Origin of the sequence: Shinella sumterensis (assembly GCF_004514425.2) — a bacterium.
Lineage (GTDB): Bacteria > Pseudomonadota > Alphaproteobacteria > Rhizobiales > Rhizobiaceae > Shinella > Shinella sumterensis.
Genome location: NZ_MYFN02000007.1, coordinates 16652 through 31769 on the forward strand (window position 1 = coordinate 16652; position 15118 = coordinate 31769).

Below are 15118 nucleotides of genomic sequence, written 5' to 3' on the forward strand. Positions count from 1 at the left end.
AGCGAACCCTATCCAGTTTACTCGGAAGCTTCGGAGACATCGGCCGTGACGACGGATGTCGAGGTGTCGTCCTTCGGGCGCTCGCCCTCGGGCTGGGAGCCCGTCGCCATGTAGTAGATGGTTTCGGCGATGTTGGTCGCATGGTCGCCGATGCGCTCGATGTTCTTGGCGCAGAACAGGAGATGGGTGCAGGGCGTGATGTTGCGCGGGTCTTCCATCATGTAGGTCAGGAGTTCGCGGAACAGCGAGGTGTAGATCGCATCGATCTCGTCGTCGCGCTCGCGGATCGCCTTGGCCTTGTCCACCGAGCGGGTGGCGAAGACATCGAGCACTTCCTTGAGCTGCATCAGCGCCAGTTCGGCAAGATGCTCGAGACCGCGCGCGAGCTTGCGCGGCATGCCCGAGCTCTGCACGGCGATCACCCGCTTGGCGGTGTTCTTGCCGAGGTCGCCGACGCGCTCCAACTCGGCGGCGATGCGGATCGTGCCCATGATTTCGCGCAGATCGGCCGCCATCGGCTGGCGCTTGGCGATGGTGACGATCGCCTTCTCGTTGATCTGGCGCTCGGCATTGTCGAGGATGACGTCCTCGGAAATGACCTTCTGGGCCAGAGCCGCATCGGCGGAAACGAGGGCGCGGACGGAATCCGCCACCATCTGCTCGGCCGTGCCGCCCATCTCGGAAATGCGGCGGGAGAGGTATTTCAATTCTTCATCGTAGATCGAGACGATATGGGTCGATGACATCGTTCTGTCCTTAATACACGAGACGTGTTTTTTCGACGCAATTCCGAACGCAAAACCGCTTCACACTTTTGCTGGAATTGCTTGGGGCTAAGGCGACCAAAACGTCAGCCGAAGCGGCCCATGATGTAGTCCTGCGTGCGCTGGTCATCCGGGTTGGTGAACATCTTGTCGGTATCGTTCTCCTCGACGAGGTTGCCGAGGTGGAACATGGCGGTGCGCTGTGACACGCGGGCCGCCTGCTGCATGGAATGCGTCACGATGACGATCGTGAAATTGGCGCGCAGCTCGTGGATCAGTTCCTCGACCTTTGCGGTGGCGATCGGGTCAAGCGCCGAACAGGGCTCGTCCATCAGGATCACTTCCGGGCTGACGGCAACGGCGCGTGCGATGCACAGGCGCTGCTGCTGGCCGCCGGAGAGGCCCGTGCCGCCCTCATGCAGGCGATCCTTCACCTCGTTCCACAGGCCGGCCTTCTGCAGGCTCTGTTCGACGATCGCGTCCATGTCGGCCTTCGCCTTGGCGAGGCCGTGGATGCGCGGGCCGTAGGCGACGTTCTCGTAGATCGACTTCGGGAACGGGTTCGGCTTCTGGAAGACCATGCCGACGCGGGCGCGCAATTCAACGACATCGATGTTCGGATCGTAGATATCGTCGCTGTCGAGCGTGATGCGGCCGGTGACGCGGCAGCCGTCGATCGTGTCGTTCATGCGGTTGAGCGTGCGCAGGAAGGTCGACTTGCCGCAACCGGACGGGCCGATGAGCGCCGTGACGGTGTTTTCGCGGACGTTCAGGTTCACGTCATAGAGGGCGCGCTTCTCGCCGTAATAAACCGAAACGTCCTTGCCGATCATCTTGTAGGAAATGTCGTTCATTTGTCTGTCCAGGGCTTTCTCGACTGCTGCTTCTGACATCATGTTCATATGACCGGTCCTTCTACCAGCGTCGTTCGAAACGGCGGCGCAGGAGAATCGCACCGACATTCATCAGGATGAGGAAGATGAGGAGCACGATGATGGCTCCCGACGTGCGCTCCACGAAGGCGCGCTCGGCCTCGTTCGCCCACATGTAGATCTGCACCGGAAGCGCCGTCGCCGGGTCCATCGGCGTTGCCGGAACGTCGGCGACGAAGGCGACCATGCCGATGAGGAGCAGCGGCGCGGTTTCGCCGAGCGCATGGGCAAGCCCGATGATCGTGCCGGTCAGGATGCCCGGCATGGCGAGCGGCAGGACGTGATGGAACACGGTCTGCATCCTGGAGGCACCGAGCCCGAGTGCTGCCGCACGGATCGAGGGCGGCACCGCCTTCAGCGCAGCACGCGTCGCGATGATGATCGTCGGCAGCGTCATGAGGGTCAGCACGAGACCGCCCACCAGGGCCGCCGAGCGCGGGAAGCCGGCAAAGTTGATGAAGACGGCGAGACCGAGCAGACCGTAAACGATGGAGGGCACGGCGGCGAGGTTGTTGATGTTGACCTCGATGAGATCCGTGAAGCGGTTCTTCGGGGCAAACTCTTCGAGATAGATCGAGGCGGCAACGCCGATCGGCAGCGACAGGACGAGCACGATGAGCATCATGTAGAGCGAGCCGATGAGTGCCACGCCCACGCCTGCGGCCTCCGGACGGCTCGATGCGCCGTTGGTGAAGAGGCCGGTGTTGAAGTGCTTGGAAAGGGCGCCGCTCTCGGCAAGCTGGTTCATCCAGCCGACCTGCTTGTCGGAGACCTTGCGGTTCGTTTCGGGCACGGTGAGATCGATCTGGCCCTTGAAGGCGGAGTCGAGATCGCCGTGCGCCAGGACGGTCACGGTCTGCGTCGTGCCGATGATCGACGGATCGGCGGTCACGAGATTGCGCAGCTGCACGCGCACGCTGTCGGAAATCATGCCGTTGACGGCCTTCAGGCCGGCACGGTCGTCCTCGCTGACGCCGAGCACCTTGGCGAGCGCGTTGCGCGCGACGACAGGGTAGTTCGCGGTCACGAGCTTCTGCGGATTGGTGGCGCGCTCGTTGTTCTTGTCGATGATCTGCTCCGAGAACTCGATCGGGATGGTGATCATCGTCTGCTGGAATGCGGTGTAGCCCTTGGAGACGACCGAAAACAGCAGGAGGAAGAGGAACAGCAGGCCGAAGGCGATTGCCGCCATGCCGTAGAGGCGGAAGCGGCGTTCGGCGGCGTAACGGCGACGCAGGCCGATATCGCGGCGTTCGGGCTTGGTGGCGATGCCGAGGGCGGGGCTTGTGGAGACCTGGCTCATTCGTACTGCTCCCGGTATTTGCGCACGATGTAGAGGGCGTAGATGTTGAGGCAGAGCGTGATCACGAAGAGCGTGATGCCGAGCGCGAAGGCTACCAGCGTCTGCGGCGAGGTGAATTCGAGGTCGCCCGTCAGCTGGTTGACGATCTTGACCGTCACCGTCGTCATCGGCTCGAAGGGATTGAGCTGCATGCGGGCGGCGACACCGGCCGCGAGCACCACGATCATGGTTTCGCCGATGGCGCGCGAGGCGGTCATCAGGAGAGCGCCGACGATGCCCGGCAGCGCTGCCGGCATGATGACCCGCTTGATGGTTTCCGAGCGAGTCGCCCCCAGACCGAGCGAACCGTCACGCAGGGCGCGCGGTACGGCGGTGATGATGTCGTCCGACAGCGACGAGACGTAGGGGATCAGCATGATGCCCATGACGATACCGGCCGTCAGAACGCTCTGCGCCTGGATGAAGCTTGCATAATTGCCGGTGACCAGGCCGTTCAGCTGGGCGGAGATATCGCGCAGGAACGGGCCGACGGTGATGAGGGCGAAGAAGCCGTAGACGATGGTCGGGATGCCGGCGAGCACTTCGAGAAGCGGCTTGGCAACGGAGCGCACGGTCCGCGAGGCATATTCCGACATGTAGATGGCGGCGAAGAGGCCGACCGGCACGGCGACCAGCATGGCGACGAAGCCGATATAGAGCGTGCCGGCAAGCAGCGGGATCAGGCCGAACTGGCCGGAGGAAGCCGTGGCGCCCGCCGCGGCGAAACGCGGATCCCAGGTCGTGCCGAAGAAGAACTCCCAGGCCGGAACCATGTTGAAGAAATGGATGGCTTCCGTCGCCATGGAGGCCACGATGCCGACCGTCGTCAGGATGGCGATAGAGGAGGCCGCGATGAGGCTGACCAGCATCACGCCTTCGACGCGGTTGCGGGCGCGGAACTTCGGTGCGATCGCGCGGTAGGAGACGAAGGCGCCGGCAAGGGCCGCGACGATGACGAGGATCGACAGGAAGGTGCCGCTCGCCTTCGTCATGCGGTTGAGATCGTCGGCCGACGTGAGCATGTAGGGCGCCGGATCGGCGGCGAGCGGAACACCCTTGGCCGCCAGCACGGTGCGGGCGGTCGCGCTGTCGGCGAACATCGCCTCGCGCTCTTCGGCCGACAGCGTGTTCAGGCCGCGCGAGATGGCGCCGATCATGTTGTAGGCGAGGTTCTGCTCGGCCTGGGAGGTGGCCTTCACCTCTTCGGGAAAGCCGCCGCGAACCGTCGAGCTGATGTAGATCGGGCTTGCGATGATCCAGACCAGCATCACGACGAGAGCCGGCAGGACCGACCAGATGGCGACGAAGGACCCGTAGTAGCCCGGACGGGAATGCAGGCTCGAAAGCTTGCCGCCGGCAAGCGCGTTGGCGCGCCAGCTTCCGAAAAGATAGCCCGCCACGCCGATCACGGCGATGATGAGCAAGAGAAGTGAAATACTCATTTTAGGAAAGTCTCCTGGCGAGATCATCCGCCCTGAGCGTGCCAAATCGCCCGCTCCGACCGTTCGACTGGGCGCCCCATTCCCGGCCGAAGAACATGACGTGGGCGTCCCCGCCCGGAAGCCAGAGGTCGCCGCGGCGCAAGCTGCCGCGGCGACCCAAGGTCATTACATGATCTTGCCGTCGGCGAAGGCCTTGCGGATTTCTTCGCGCTCGGCTTCCGGAGCGGCGACGAGGCCGTATTCAGCCAGCGGAGAGTCCGGGCCGATCATGTCGTCGCTCGTGAAGAACTCGACATATTCCTTCAGGCCCGGGATGACGCCGAGATGCGCCTTCTTGACGTAGAAGAACAGCGGGCGCGAAACCGGGTATTCGCCGGAAGCGATCGTCTCGGTCGAGGGAACGATACCGTTGACGGTAGCGACCTTCAGCTTGTCGGCATTGTTTTCATAGAAGGAGAGGCCGAACACGCCGATGCCGGACTTGTTGGCCGCGATACGGGCCAGCGTTTCGGTGTAGTCGCCGTCGATGTCGACAGCCAGGCCATCCTTGCGAACGGCGACGCACTTGGCATGCTGTTCCTTCTCATCGGAAACGGCAGCCTTGATGACGTCGAGCGCACCGGCTTCCTTGCAGCCGGCAGCGAGGATCTTCTCTTCGAAGACCTCGCGCGTGCCGTGCTTTTCGCCCGGGATATAGGCGGCGATTTCGGCGTCCGGCAGGTCCTTGTTGACTTCCGACCACTTCTTGTAGGGGTTGGCGACGAGCTTGCCATCGACGACGACTTCAGCGGCGAGGCCGAGATAAAGGTCCTTCGGCACGAGCTTCAGGTCGGCATTGCCCGAGTCCGTCGCGAAGACGATGCCGTCGTAGCCGATCTTCACTTCCTGGATTTCCGTGACGCCAGCCGCCTTGCAGGCCTCGATTTCGCTTTCCTTGATCGGGCGCGAAGAATTGGCGACGTCGATGGTGTTCGGGCCGACGCCCTTGCAGAATTCCTTCAGACCGCCCGAGGAGCCGCCGGATTCGACGATCGGGGTCTTGAAGTCGGGATAGGTCTCGGCGAACGTCTCGGCAACGATCTTGGCATAGGGAAGAACGGTGGAGGAGCCGGCGATCTGGACCTGGTCGCGCGCAACGGCAACGCCTGCGAATGCGGCGGAGGCTACGAGCGCCGCGAGGGTGAGCTTAAGAGATTTCATCTGGGTTCTCCCGAAGAGGACATATGTGGGAAGCGCTCGTCTGGCGCTCTCTGCCGCTGACCGGCGGCTTCTCTCTACGCCCCGATCGCCATCCGTTTTATGTCAGTTTCGCGAAACATTTGTGACAGGCCAAGCCTCTGAAAATAATCGCTTATTTCAGACAGCCACAGGATGCCGTGACATTGTGTGTCAGAACTTCACCGTGAAAACGGTTCCCTTGCCCACTTCGGACCGCACCACGAGGCGTGCCTTGTGGCGGGTGAGGATATGCTTGGCGATCGCCAGCCCCAGGCCCGTGCCCTTCTTGGACCGGCTGGCCTCGACATTGACCCGGTAGAACCGCTCGGTGATGCGCGGCACGTGTTCAGGAGGGATGCCGGGACCGTAATCCCTGACGGAGACCTCGACGGGCGCCCCGCCCGTGCCGCCGGTGAGCGCCACATCGACGCGCTTGCCATCCTGGCCATATTTGCAGCCGTTCTCGATGAGGTTCTCGAACACCTCGACGAGTTCGTCCCGCTCGCCGGTGACGGAAACGGGATGGGCGGGCAGGTCGAGCACGATGTCGACGCCGAGCTCCGAGGCGAGCGGCTGCAGGCTGTCGCGCACATGGGCGATCAGCGGCACGAGGTCGACGGTCTGATCGGGCGCAACATTCGAGCGCAGCTCCAGGCGGGAAAGCGACAGGAGGTCATCGACGAGCCGGCTCATGCGCGTGGCCTGCTCGTGCATGATGCCGAGAAAGCGCTCGTGCGCCCTGGTATCGTTTTTCGCCGGGCCTTGCAGCGTTTCGATGAAGCCGCGCAGCGAGGCGAGCGGCGTGCGCAGTTCATGGCTGGCATTGGCGACGAAGTCGGAGCGCATGCGATCGATGCGGCGCGCCTGCGAGACATCGCGGAAGGTCAAAAGCCAGAGCGGTTCGCCGGATTTTTCGGCCAGGGGCGCGATACGCACCACATAGACCGTCTCGGACGGCAGGCGCTCGGCATGCTCCGTCTCGCGCGGCTGGCCTGTCGCGAGGGCTTCGCGGACCATGTCGAGGATGCCGGGTGCGCGGATGCGCCCCGCAAGGTCGCTTCCGAGCGGGATCGCCCCGAAGACCGCCTCTGCGGCCCGGTTCTGCAACTTGACGGTCTCGCGGGCGGAAATCAGCAAAGCCGGCGCGTCCAGCGCGCCCAGGACGGCGGCGATGGCGGACAGGTCATCCTGCCGGGCCGCCGCCTCATCGTTTTCGGGCACCGCGGCAGCCGGCACCGCCATGGTGCGCGCATTGCCTTCGGCGGCACGCCGGTCGGTGCGCACGAGGCCGGCAATGACGAGCAGGAGCACGGTGAACGAGACCCAGCCCGGGTGCAGGCCGGCGAGCCACATCACGAAGCCGACAAAGATGGCCGAGGCGATGAGAACGCGTTCGCCCCACAGTTGCGTTGCCAGCCAGCCGAGGATCGTCCGCTGATCCGTCACCGCCACCCATTCCCTTGCAAGCATCTCAGCCTCCGCGCCCCGCCGATTCTCGATGGATAGCGCGATTTCATGACATGTTTTTCACGGTGCGCTTGAATTCGCAATGCGCTTATGGCCACCTTTCGGTGAAGCGGCGTGCGCCGCGGTCTGTGCCTGGAGGAGCGAACGATGGCGGAAGTGGCCGAAAACCGGTCTGTCGAACTGGATATCAAGGGCAAGAAGCGGGTCTTCGACATCGACGATCCCGTGCTGCCCGACTGGATCGAGGAGAAGGCCTTCGGCTCCGACGACTATCCCTACGACAAGAAGCTCGACAACAAGGAATACGAGAAGACGCTGAAGCTTCTCCAGATCGAACTGGTCAAGGTGCAGTTCTGGCAGCAGAAGACCGGCAAGCGCATCATGGCCGTGTTCGAGGGCCGGGACGCGGCCGGCAAGGGCGGCGCGATCCATGCGACCATGTCCTACATGAACCCGCGCTCCGCGCGCATCGTCGCGCTCACCAAGCCCACCGAGACCGAGCGCGGCCAGTGGTACTTCCAGCGCTATGTCGCCACCTTCCCCACCTCGGGCGAGTTCGTGCTGTTCGACCGCTCCTGGTACAACCGCGCGGGCGTGGAGCCCGTCATGGGCTTCTGCACGCCCGAGCAATACGAACGCTTCCTCAAGGAAACGCCGCGCTTCGAGAAGATGATCGTTTCGGACGACATCCATCTCTTCAAGTTCTGGCTCAATATCGGCCGCGAAATGCAGCTGAAGCGGTTCCACGACCGGCGGCACGATCCGCTCAAGGTGTGGAAGCTCTCGCCGATGGACATAGCCGCGCTCAACAAGTGGGACGACTACACGGAAAAGCGCGACCGGATGCTGAAGGAAACCCATTCGGACCACGCGCCGTGGACCGTGATCCGCGCCAACGACAAGCGGCGCGCGCGCATCAACCTGATCCGCCACATCCTCACGACGCTCGACTATGACGGCAAGGACAAAAAGGCGATCGGCGAGATCGACGACAAGATCGTCGGCACGGGCGTCGGCTTCGTAAAATAAGGGGATGAAGATCCCGGCGGGCCCGGGGCCATCCCGCGTCACGCCAGGGCTAGGCCGGGCCTCTTATTCGCCCGGCAGGATGCGGACGGCGTAGAGGTTCACGCCCGCGCCGCCGCCGGCAATGTCGCTGTTGAGCAGCAGATGCCCCGGCTCGCTCGGCGAAAGCGAGCGGTCGAACTCCACCTGGAACAGAATGTCCGTGCGCTCCGACACCGTGAAGCGATGACGCCCGCAGCCGCCCATGGTGGAGAAATCGCACTCCACCGATACCTGCACCGGCTTGTCGCCGGCGGCCTGCACGGTGAGCGCGATCGTCGAGGTCTTGCCGCCCATCTCGCCCAGGACCTCCGGCGATACCTCGATTTGCACCGCACCGTCACGCTCCGGATTTGTCGAGGTGACGCGCACGGCCTGCCCGTCGCTGGTGCTGACCGATTCGAAGCGGCCGGCCGCGCCGGCGGAAAGCTTGGCGACGTCGCCCGGCGTGAAGACCGGGCGCCAGTCGGACGTAAACCGGCTCTGCGTATCGAGCGCCTTCTTGATCGGGTCCTCGCCGGAGAAATCCTCCGCCGAAACCCGGGCCGGCGGCCTGGAATCATCCTGCAGGTCATCCAGCAGCCCGCTCGATGTCACCCACCAGGCAAGCGCGCCGAAGGCCGCGACCAACGTCGCGAGCACGAGGAGGAAGGAAAACAGCCGCCCGCGGCGCTTGCGCGCCTTGGCGACGCGCTCCGGACGGAAATCGGAAGGCTGGCTTGCGGGCGTGGCCGCAGCCGCCGTCGCCTGTGCGCCGCCTTCACCAAGACGCTCCATGCGCTCGGGTCGAATCGCACCCATATCGCCCGCGGGCGCCCGGCGCTCCGGTTCGATGCGCGGTTCGGCCTCCAGCGTCGGTTCGGGCCGGGTGCCGCGCTCGGCGCGCATCTCCGGTTCCGGCCGCATCTCGACCCGCGGCTCGGCACGAACCTCGCTTACAGCGGCGCTGGCCTGCGCGCGTTCCTCCGCCTCGATCTGGCGGATCGTCGCCTCGAGCCGGTGGCGCTGCGCCGCCACGGCCTCGGGATCGTTGATGTCCTGCTTGCGTAGCCCGGCCTCGAGCGCGTTGCGCGCCGACTGGTAGATGCGCGCGCGCACCTCGGCATTGCCGCGTTCCGAGCGCGTCAGCGCATTTCTGATTGCCGCTTCCAGTCCGCTCACGTCCGATCCTTCTCGGCGACCGCACCCCGCCGCGGCCAAACACATCTGTGGAAAGAGCCTCACTTTCCGGCTTTTGTTGGTTTTTGCGTAACGTTTGCCGCGAATTTGCGCAAGTCTCGGCGTCCCAACCGCCCTCCTTCTCCGGGGATAAGCTGCGCTGGAGCCCCCAGCGGGCGAGCCGCGATCCCTCCTGCCGCCATAAACGCGAATCGGCACCGGCGCGTGATGGGAGGGGTTCGTCCGGGATATGACCGGCACTATCGGCGTCCTGCCGTGCGGCAGGCCGGCCGGAGCGGCGAATCGCGACAGGCCGCATTCGTTACCATGCCCATTCCCTTTGCTGCCCTGACTTCAGCCTCTTTTCACGTCGCATTCCCGCTGCTATCCTTTTGACGTTTTCGTAAACGTCAAAGAAGGACGTCTTCATGGCCCTGCCCGCGCTCCTCAAGGACAAGCTGCGCCTGCCCGTCGTCGCGGCACCGCTCTTCATCATCTCGCACCCTGCATTGACCATCGCGCAATGCAAGGCCGGCGTGGTGGGCGCTTTTCCCGCGCTCAACGCGCGCCCGGAATCGCAGCTCGACGAGTGGCTGGCCGAGATCACGGAAGCCCTTGCGGCGCATGATGCGAAACACCCTGATCGCCCAGCCGCGCCATTTGCCGTCAACCAGATCGTCCACCGCTCCAACAAGCGGCTGGAGCACGACCTGGCGATGTGCGTGAAGTACAAGGTGCCCGTCGTCATCTCCTCGCTGGGCGCGGTGCCTGAGGTCAACGCCGCGATCCACTCCTATGGCGGCATCGTGCTGCACGACGTCATCAACAACCGCCACGCCAATTCCGCGATCCGCAAGGGCGCCGACGGGCTGATCGCCGTGGCGGCCGGCGCGGGCGGCCATGCCGGCACGCTCTCGCCCTTCGCGCTCGTCCAGGAAATCCGGGAATGGTTCGACGGGCCCCTGCTGCTTTCCGGCGCCATCGCGACCGGCGGCGCGATCCTCGCGGCCCAGGCGATGGGCGCCGACATGGCCTATATCGGCTCGCCCTTCATTGCCACGACCGAGGCTCGCGCCAACGAGGCCTACAAGCAGATGATCGTCGACAGCGCTGCCGCCGACATCGTCTATTCCAACTATTTCACCGGCATTCACGGCAACTACCTGAAACCCTCCATCGCCGCCGCCGGCATGGATCCGGACCACCTGCCGGAGGCCGACCCCTCGAAAATGGATTTCGAGACGGCAACATCGGGCGCCAAGGCCTGGAAGGACATCTGGGGCTGCGGCCAGGGCATCGGCGCCATCAAATCCGTGGCCCCGACCGCCGAACTCGTCGCGCGCCTGGAGCAGGAATACGCCGCCGCCAGGGCCCGCATCACCGCCGGCTGAACCGCTGCGCACGCCATAGCGCGGGAAAAATGCGGAAGTTGAAACTCACCGCTTGAAATCTCCGCGCATAGCGGTTATCAGCGCACCCATTCCGGTCCCGGCACGCTTCGGGACCATGAAGGCCGCTTTAGCTCAGTTGGTAGAGCACGTCATTCGTAATGACGGGGTCACGTGTTCGAGTCACGTAAGCGGCACCATTTCCTCCCTGACATTTTTAATTTCTCTGCACCTCGTCCGGTTGGCGTGTCATGGTTCTGTGCGACCTTGCGAACTGTCCGGGCACCGCTAGACTGGCGTCGTTGCTTGGAGTTCGCGATGATCGTACAGGCCTGCTTGAACGGGGCGCGGCCCCGTGATTACCATCCGCGTCTGCCGACGACCCCGGATACCATGGCTGCCGATGGGGCGGCTTGCATCTTGGCGGGCGCGGCGGAACTGCACATTCATCCGCGTGGCGCCGATGGGCGCGAAAGCCTGGCGGCCATCGATGACACGATGCTGGCCATGCGGCGCGCCTGCCCGGGAACGCTCATCGGCGTCTCGACGGGTGCCTGGATCGAGGGCGACGTGGAGCGGACGCGGGACTGCATCTCCCGCTGGCGCGTGCTGCCCGACTATGCCTCGGTCAATCTGTCGGAGCCGGATGCGCCCGCCGTCATCGGGTTGCTGCATCAGATGGGTGTCGGCGTGGAGGCGGGCCTGGCCACCGTTGCCGATGCCGAACGGCTGGCCGCGCTTGCGGATCGCCACCGTGTCTTTCGCGTGCTCATAGAGATCGAGGCGCAGGATCCTGCCGGGGCCGATGCGATTGCCGACGGCATCGCGCGCGTTCTTGCGCGCGCCGATATCGTTCGACCGATCCTGCTTCACGGTTTCGACGACACGGTCTGGCACTTCGTTGCCCGGGCGCATCAAAAACGCTGGTCCACCCGTGTCGGACTGGAAGACGGGCGCCTGCTCATGAACGGCGAACGGGCATCCGGCAACACGGAACTGGTTGCCGAAGCCGCCGCCCTCTATCGCCGGAATGCTGCGTAAACGACGCGGCGAGCGTCCGTCGTCAGCTGGCGTTGCGCCCGCGCTCGGGCAGGTCCGGCGTCTGCGGGCGGGCATCCAGGCGAATCGTGGCGGGCGGATCCGTCGCCTCGATTTCCCGGATCCATTCGCGCCAGATCGCGACCAGCAGGGCCATCAGGACGGGACCGATGAACAGGCCCAGGAAGCCCATGGTCTTCACACCGCCGATCAGGCCGAAGAAGGTGGGAAGGAACGGCAGCTTGATCGGACCGCCGACGAGACGCGGGCGCAGCGTCTTGTCCACGATGAAGAGTTCCACCGAGCCCCAGATGAAGAGCGCGAGGCCGGCGATGGGCGAGCCGCTGGACACAAGGTAGATCGAGACCAAAGTGAAGGAGAGCGGCGCGCCGCCGGGGAAGAGCGCCATGACGCCGGTGAGGACGCCGAGCGTGACGGCCGAGGGCACGCCCGCGATCCAGTAGGCGACGCCGAGCACGATGCCCTCGCCGATGGCGATCAGCGTCATGCCCGTGACCGTGGAGCTGATGGTGGCGGGAACGATGCGCGAGATGCGCTCCCAGCGCATCGGCAGGATGCGCTCGCCGAGACGATCCACCTGGGCGGCGAAGGACCGGCCGTCACGATAGATGAAGAACAACGCGATCAGCATGAACAGCATGGCGAGCAGCAGGCCGAAGGCCTTGCCGCCGGCCGCGAGCGCCACGCGGTAGATATTGCCGATATTGGCGCCGCTGACGATCTGCGTCAGCTCGCCGATCGCGCCGGGATGATCGAGAAAGCGCGTCCACTGCATATCCAGCCAGCCGCCGATGACCGGCAGCGCGCTGATCCAGTCCGGCGTGGGCGCACCCGTGCGATTGGTCTCGACCGCCCAGCCGATCCACTCGCGGATCTCGTGGAAGGCATAGGTCGACGCGAACATGATCGGCCCGACGATGAAGCCCAGGATGAGAAGGATCGCGATGGAGGCGGCGATCGTGCGGTTGCCGTTGAGCTGGACGAGCAGGCGCGAATAGAGCGGCCAGCTGGCGAAGGCGATGACGAGGGCGGCCAGCACGGGGACCACGAAACCATGGAAGAAGTAGATGCCTGCCAGCACGATGAGGACAAGCAGCCAGCGCGCCGCCGATGTCGGCGAGATGAGCGCCGCTCCACTCGGGCGCGCCACACCGATCAGCCGGGGCTCATTTCTGCGATGTTCCGATTGCGGCAAACTCGTCTACTCCATTGCGGCCGGTACAGGCCGGGCCTCTAGATAAGGTCTATCCGAAGAATGTTAAACATATACGTGGTTTTTTCGTCGCTGGCGCGGTGAGACGCCGCAGCCGCCCGGCCTCACGAAAAAGCTATCGGGCCAGGAGCGGCGATTGTTGACGTTTACGTCAATGTAAGATAGCCATGGTGCTTGATGGCGCCCGCCAAAAGCATCATCTTGTTCGCACCTGATGGTTGGAGGACCATTCGGTGACCGCAGGACGGACGATGCCCCACGCGCCCACGAGGAGGAACCCCATGTCGGCCATAGAACAGAAGCCATCCACCGAAGCGTCCGGCCGTTTCTGGCTCGCGTCCTATCCAGAGGGTATGGCACAGACGATCGCGCCGCTTGGCCATTCATCGATCGGCGCGCTGGTGGAAAACTGCTGCGCCCGCTTTGCCGAGCGCCCTGCCTTTACCAGCATGGGCAAGACGCTCACCTTCCGCGACTTCGACGCAGCCTCGAAAAAGGTCGCGGCCTGGCTGCAGGCGCAGGGGCTGGCCAAGGGCGACCGCGTCGCGGTGATGATGCCCAATATCCTTCAGAACCCGGTCGTGATCTTCGGCATCCTGCGCGCCGGTCTCGTCGTGGTCAATGTCAATCCGCTCTACACGCCGCGCGAGCTGGAACACCAGCTGAAAGATTCAGGCGCCAAGGCACTGTTCGTGCTGGAGAATTTCGCCGGCACCGTGGCGCAGGTCGTCTCGCGCACCGCCGTTCGCCATGTCGTCGTCACCACGATGGGCGACATGCTCGGTCTCAAAGGGCTGATCGTCAATCTCGTGGTGCGCAAGATCAAGAAGCTGGTGCCGGCGTGGTCCCTGCCGGGGCACATTCCCTTCAAGCAGGTCATGGCGGAGGGCGCGCACGCCACCTTGAAGCCGGCGGACATTTCGCCCGGCGATACGGCCTTCCTGCAATATACCGGCGGCACGACGGGCATCTCCAAGGGCGCGACACTCACCCACGCCAACCTGCTTTCCAACATGGAGCAGATCAAGCTGTGGATCGAGCCGGTCTTCCGCCTCAAGAAGCGGCCCGAGCAGCTCGTCTTCGTCTGCGCGCTGCCGCTCTACCATATCTTCGCGCTCACCGTGAACGGTCTGATGGGCATCGCGCTCGGCGGCCACAACGTGCTGATCGCCAATCCGCGCGACATCCCGGCCTTCGTCAAGGAACTGGGCAAGTACCGCGTCCACATCTTCCCCGGCCTCAACACGCTGTTCAACGCGATGATGAACAACCCGGATTTCCAAAAGCTGGACTTCTCCGAGCTGGTGCTGACGCTCGGCGGGGGCATGGCGGTGCAGCGGCCCGTCGCCGAGCGCTGGCAGAAGATAACGGGCTGCGCGGTGACCGAGGGCTACGGCCTGTCGGAGACCTCGCCGGTCGCCACCGCCAACCGCTTCGACAGCCCCGATTTCACCGGCACGATCGGCCTTCCCCTGCCCTCCACCGATATCGAGATCCGCGACGACGAGGGCAAGACGCTGGCGCTCGGCGAGGTCGGCGAGATCTGCATCCGCGGGCCGCAGGTCATGGCCGGCTACTGGCAGCGGCCGGACGAAACGGCAAAGGTGATGACCCCGGACGGTTTCTTCCGCTCCGGCGATGTCGGCTTCATGACCGCGGAAGGCTACACCAAGATCGTCGACCGCAAGAAGGACATGATCCTCGTCTCGGGTTTCAACGTCTTCCCCAACGAGGTGGAGGAAGTGGCGATGTCGCTGGCCGGCGTGCTGGAATGCGCGGCGATCGGCGTGCCCGACGAGCATTCCGGCGAGGCCGTGAAACTCTTCGTCGTCAAGAAGGACGACGCCCTGACGGAAGCCGACGTGAAGGCCCATTGCGTCGCCAACCTGACGAACTACAAGCGGCCGAAATTCATCGAATTCCGCACCGAACTTCCCAAATCCAATGTCGGAAAGATCCTTCGCAAGGACCTCCGGGGCTGACGCAGCCCCGGTTAAACCGATTTAATTTTTTCGCGGAAGGCGCATTTGCGGTCTTGATTTGCGCCCTCCAAAGCGACTAGCTAACCGG

The 15118-nt window shown here is 64.3% G+C and carries 12 protein-coding genes and 1 tRNA gene; 5 read left to right on the plus strand and 8 right to left on the minus strand.

Features of this window, described 5'->3' with window-relative positions:
• Positions 1 to 17: 17 nt before the first annotated feature.
• From phoU to phoR, 6 genes are all read right to left on the minus strand, one after another.
• The gene (gene phoU, locus B5M41_RS14045; protein WP_134647811.1) at positions 18 to 746 is read right to left on the minus strand and encodes a phosphate signaling complex protein PhoU; all 729 of its coding nucleotides are present in this window, start codon (positions 744 to 746) and stop codon (positions 18 to 20) included.
• Positions 747 to 850: 104 nt separating this feature from the next.
• Entirely contained in the window at positions 851 to 1666 is an 816-nt protein-coding gene (gene pstB, locus B5M41_RS14050; protein ID WP_134647813.1) for a phosphate ABC transporter ATP-binding protein PstB, read from the minus strand.
• A 13-nt stretch (positions 1667 to 1679) separates the two neighbouring features.
• Positions 1680 to 2999, minus strand: a complete 1320-nt coding sequence (gene pstA, locus B5M41_RS14055) for a phosphate ABC transporter permease PstA (RefSeq protein WP_134647815.1) — start codon at positions 2997 to 2999, stop codon at positions 1680 to 1682.
• Positions 2996 to 4480 (minus strand): phosphate ABC transporter permease subunit PstC, encoded by a 1485-nt coding sequence (pstC, locus tag B5M41_RS14060; RefSeq protein WP_134647817.1) that lies wholly within the window; start codon positions 4478 to 4480, stop codon positions 2996 to 2998. The genes pstA and pstC overlap by 4 nt, the downstream gene beginning before the upstream one ends.
• A gap of 165 nt (positions 4481 to 4645) precedes the next feature.
• A complete protein-coding gene (locus B5M41_RS14065; RefSeq protein ID WP_134647819.1) occupies positions 4646 to 5680 on the minus strand; it encodes a PstS family phosphate ABC transporter substrate-binding protein in 1035 nt (344 codons plus the stop codon).
• 189 nt (positions 5681 to 5869) lie between these two features.
• Positions 5870 to 7168: a phosphate regulon sensor histidine kinase PhoR gene (gene phoR / locus B5M41_RS14070; RefSeq protein ID WP_167718910.1), complete on the minus strand. Its 1299-nt coding sequence runs from the start codon at positions 7166 to 7168 to the stop codon at positions 5870 to 5872.
• 144 nt (positions 7169 to 7312) lie between these two features.
• Between phoR and ppk2 the strand changes: the two genes are divergently transcribed.
• Positions 7313 to 8194 (plus strand): polyphosphate kinase 2, encoded by an 882-nt coding sequence (gene ppk2, locus B5M41_RS14075; RefSeq protein WP_134647821.1) that lies wholly within the window; start codon positions 7313 to 7315, stop codon positions 8192 to 8194.
• Positions 8195 to 8257: 63 nt separating this feature from the next.
• Here the strand turns inward: ppk2 and B5M41_RS14080 are convergent, their stop codons facing one another.
• The gene (locus B5M41_RS14080; RefSeq protein WP_134647823.1) at positions 8258 to 9391 is read right to left on the minus strand and encodes a biotin transporter BioY; all 1134 of its coding nucleotides are present in this window, start codon (positions 9389 to 9391) and stop codon (positions 8258 to 8260) included.
• Positions 9392 to 9816: 425 nt separating this feature from the next.
• On the opposite strand from B5M41_RS14080, the gene B5M41_RS14085 reads away from it, so the two are divergent.
• From B5M41_RS14085 to B5M41_RS14095, 3 genes are all read left to right on the plus strand, one after another.
• Positions 9817 to 10779: an NAD(P)H-dependent flavin oxidoreductase gene (locus tag B5M41_RS14085; protein ID WP_134647825.1), complete on the plus strand. Its 963-nt coding sequence runs from the start codon at positions 9817 to 9819 to the stop codon at positions 10777 to 10779.
• Positions 10780 to 10900: 121 nt separating this feature from the next.
• Positions 10901 to 10976 (plus strand) — tRNA-Thr (locus tag B5M41_RS14090).
• Positions 10977 to 11094: 118 nt separating this feature from the next.
• Positions 11095 to 11817 (plus strand): 3-keto-5-aminohexanoate cleavage protein, encoded by a 723-nt coding sequence (locus B5M41_RS14095; protein ID WP_134647827.1) that lies wholly within the window; start codon positions 11095 to 11097, stop codon positions 11815 to 11817.
• 22 nt (positions 11818 to 11839) lie between these two features.
• Here B5M41_RS14095 and B5M41_RS14100 read toward each other — a convergent pair whose 3' ends face one another.
• Positions 11840 to 12985, minus strand: a complete 1146-nt coding sequence (locus tag B5M41_RS14100) for an AI-2E family transporter (RefSeq protein WP_413713169.1) — start codon at positions 12983 to 12985, stop codon at positions 11840 to 11842.
• A gap of 344 nt (positions 12986 to 13329) precedes the next feature.
• On the opposite strand from B5M41_RS14100, the gene B5M41_RS14105 reads away from it, so the two are divergent.
• The gene (locus tag B5M41_RS14105; RefSeq protein WP_134647831.1) at positions 13330 to 15030 is read left to right on the plus strand and encodes a long-chain-fatty-acid--CoA ligase; all 1701 of its coding nucleotides are present in this window, start codon (positions 13330 to 13332) and stop codon (positions 15028 to 15030) included.
• The last annotated feature ends 88 nt before the right edge of the window (positions 15031 to 15118 follow it).

Bases quoted from the DNA above. Each gene is read 5' to 3' on its own strand.
- phoU (WP_134647811.1), bottom strand. From the start codon at position 746: ATGTCATCGACCCATATCGTCTCGATCTACGATGAAGAATTGAAATAC.
- pstB (WP_134647813.1), bottom strand. From the start codon at position 1,666: ATGAACATGATGTCAGAAGCAGCAGTCGAGAAAGCCCTGGACAGACAA.
- pstA (WP_134647815.1), bottom strand. From the start codon at position 2,999: ATGAGCCAGGTCTCCACAAGCCCCGCCCTCGGCATCGCCACCAAGCCC.
- pstC (WP_134647817.1), bottom strand. From the start codon at position 4,480: ATGAGTATTTCACTTCTCTTGCTCATCATCGCCGTGATCGGCGTGGCG.
- B5M41_RS14065 (WP_134647819.1), bottom strand. From the start codon at position 5,680: ATGAAATCTCTTAAGCTCACCCTCGCGGCGCTCGTAGCCTCCGCCGCA.
- phoR (WP_167718910.1), bottom strand. From the start codon at position 7,168: ATGCTTGCAAGGGAATGGGTGGCGGTGACGGATCAGCGGACGATCCTC.
- ppk2 (WP_134647821.1), top strand. From the start codon at position 7,313: ATGGCGGAAGTGGCCGAAAACCGGTCTGTCGAACTGGATATCAAGGGC.
- B5M41_RS14085 (WP_134647825.1), top strand. From the start codon at position 9,817: ATGGCCCTGCCCGCGCTCCTCAAGGACAAGCTGCGCCTGCCCGTCGTC.
- B5M41_RS14095 (WP_134647827.1), top strand. From the start codon at position 11,095: ATGATCGTACAGGCCTGCTTGAACGGGGCGCGGCCCCGTGATTACCAT.
- B5M41_RS14105 (WP_134647831.1), top strand. From the start codon at position 13,330: ATGTCGGCCATAGAACAGAAGCCATCCACCGAAGCGTCCGGCCGTTTC.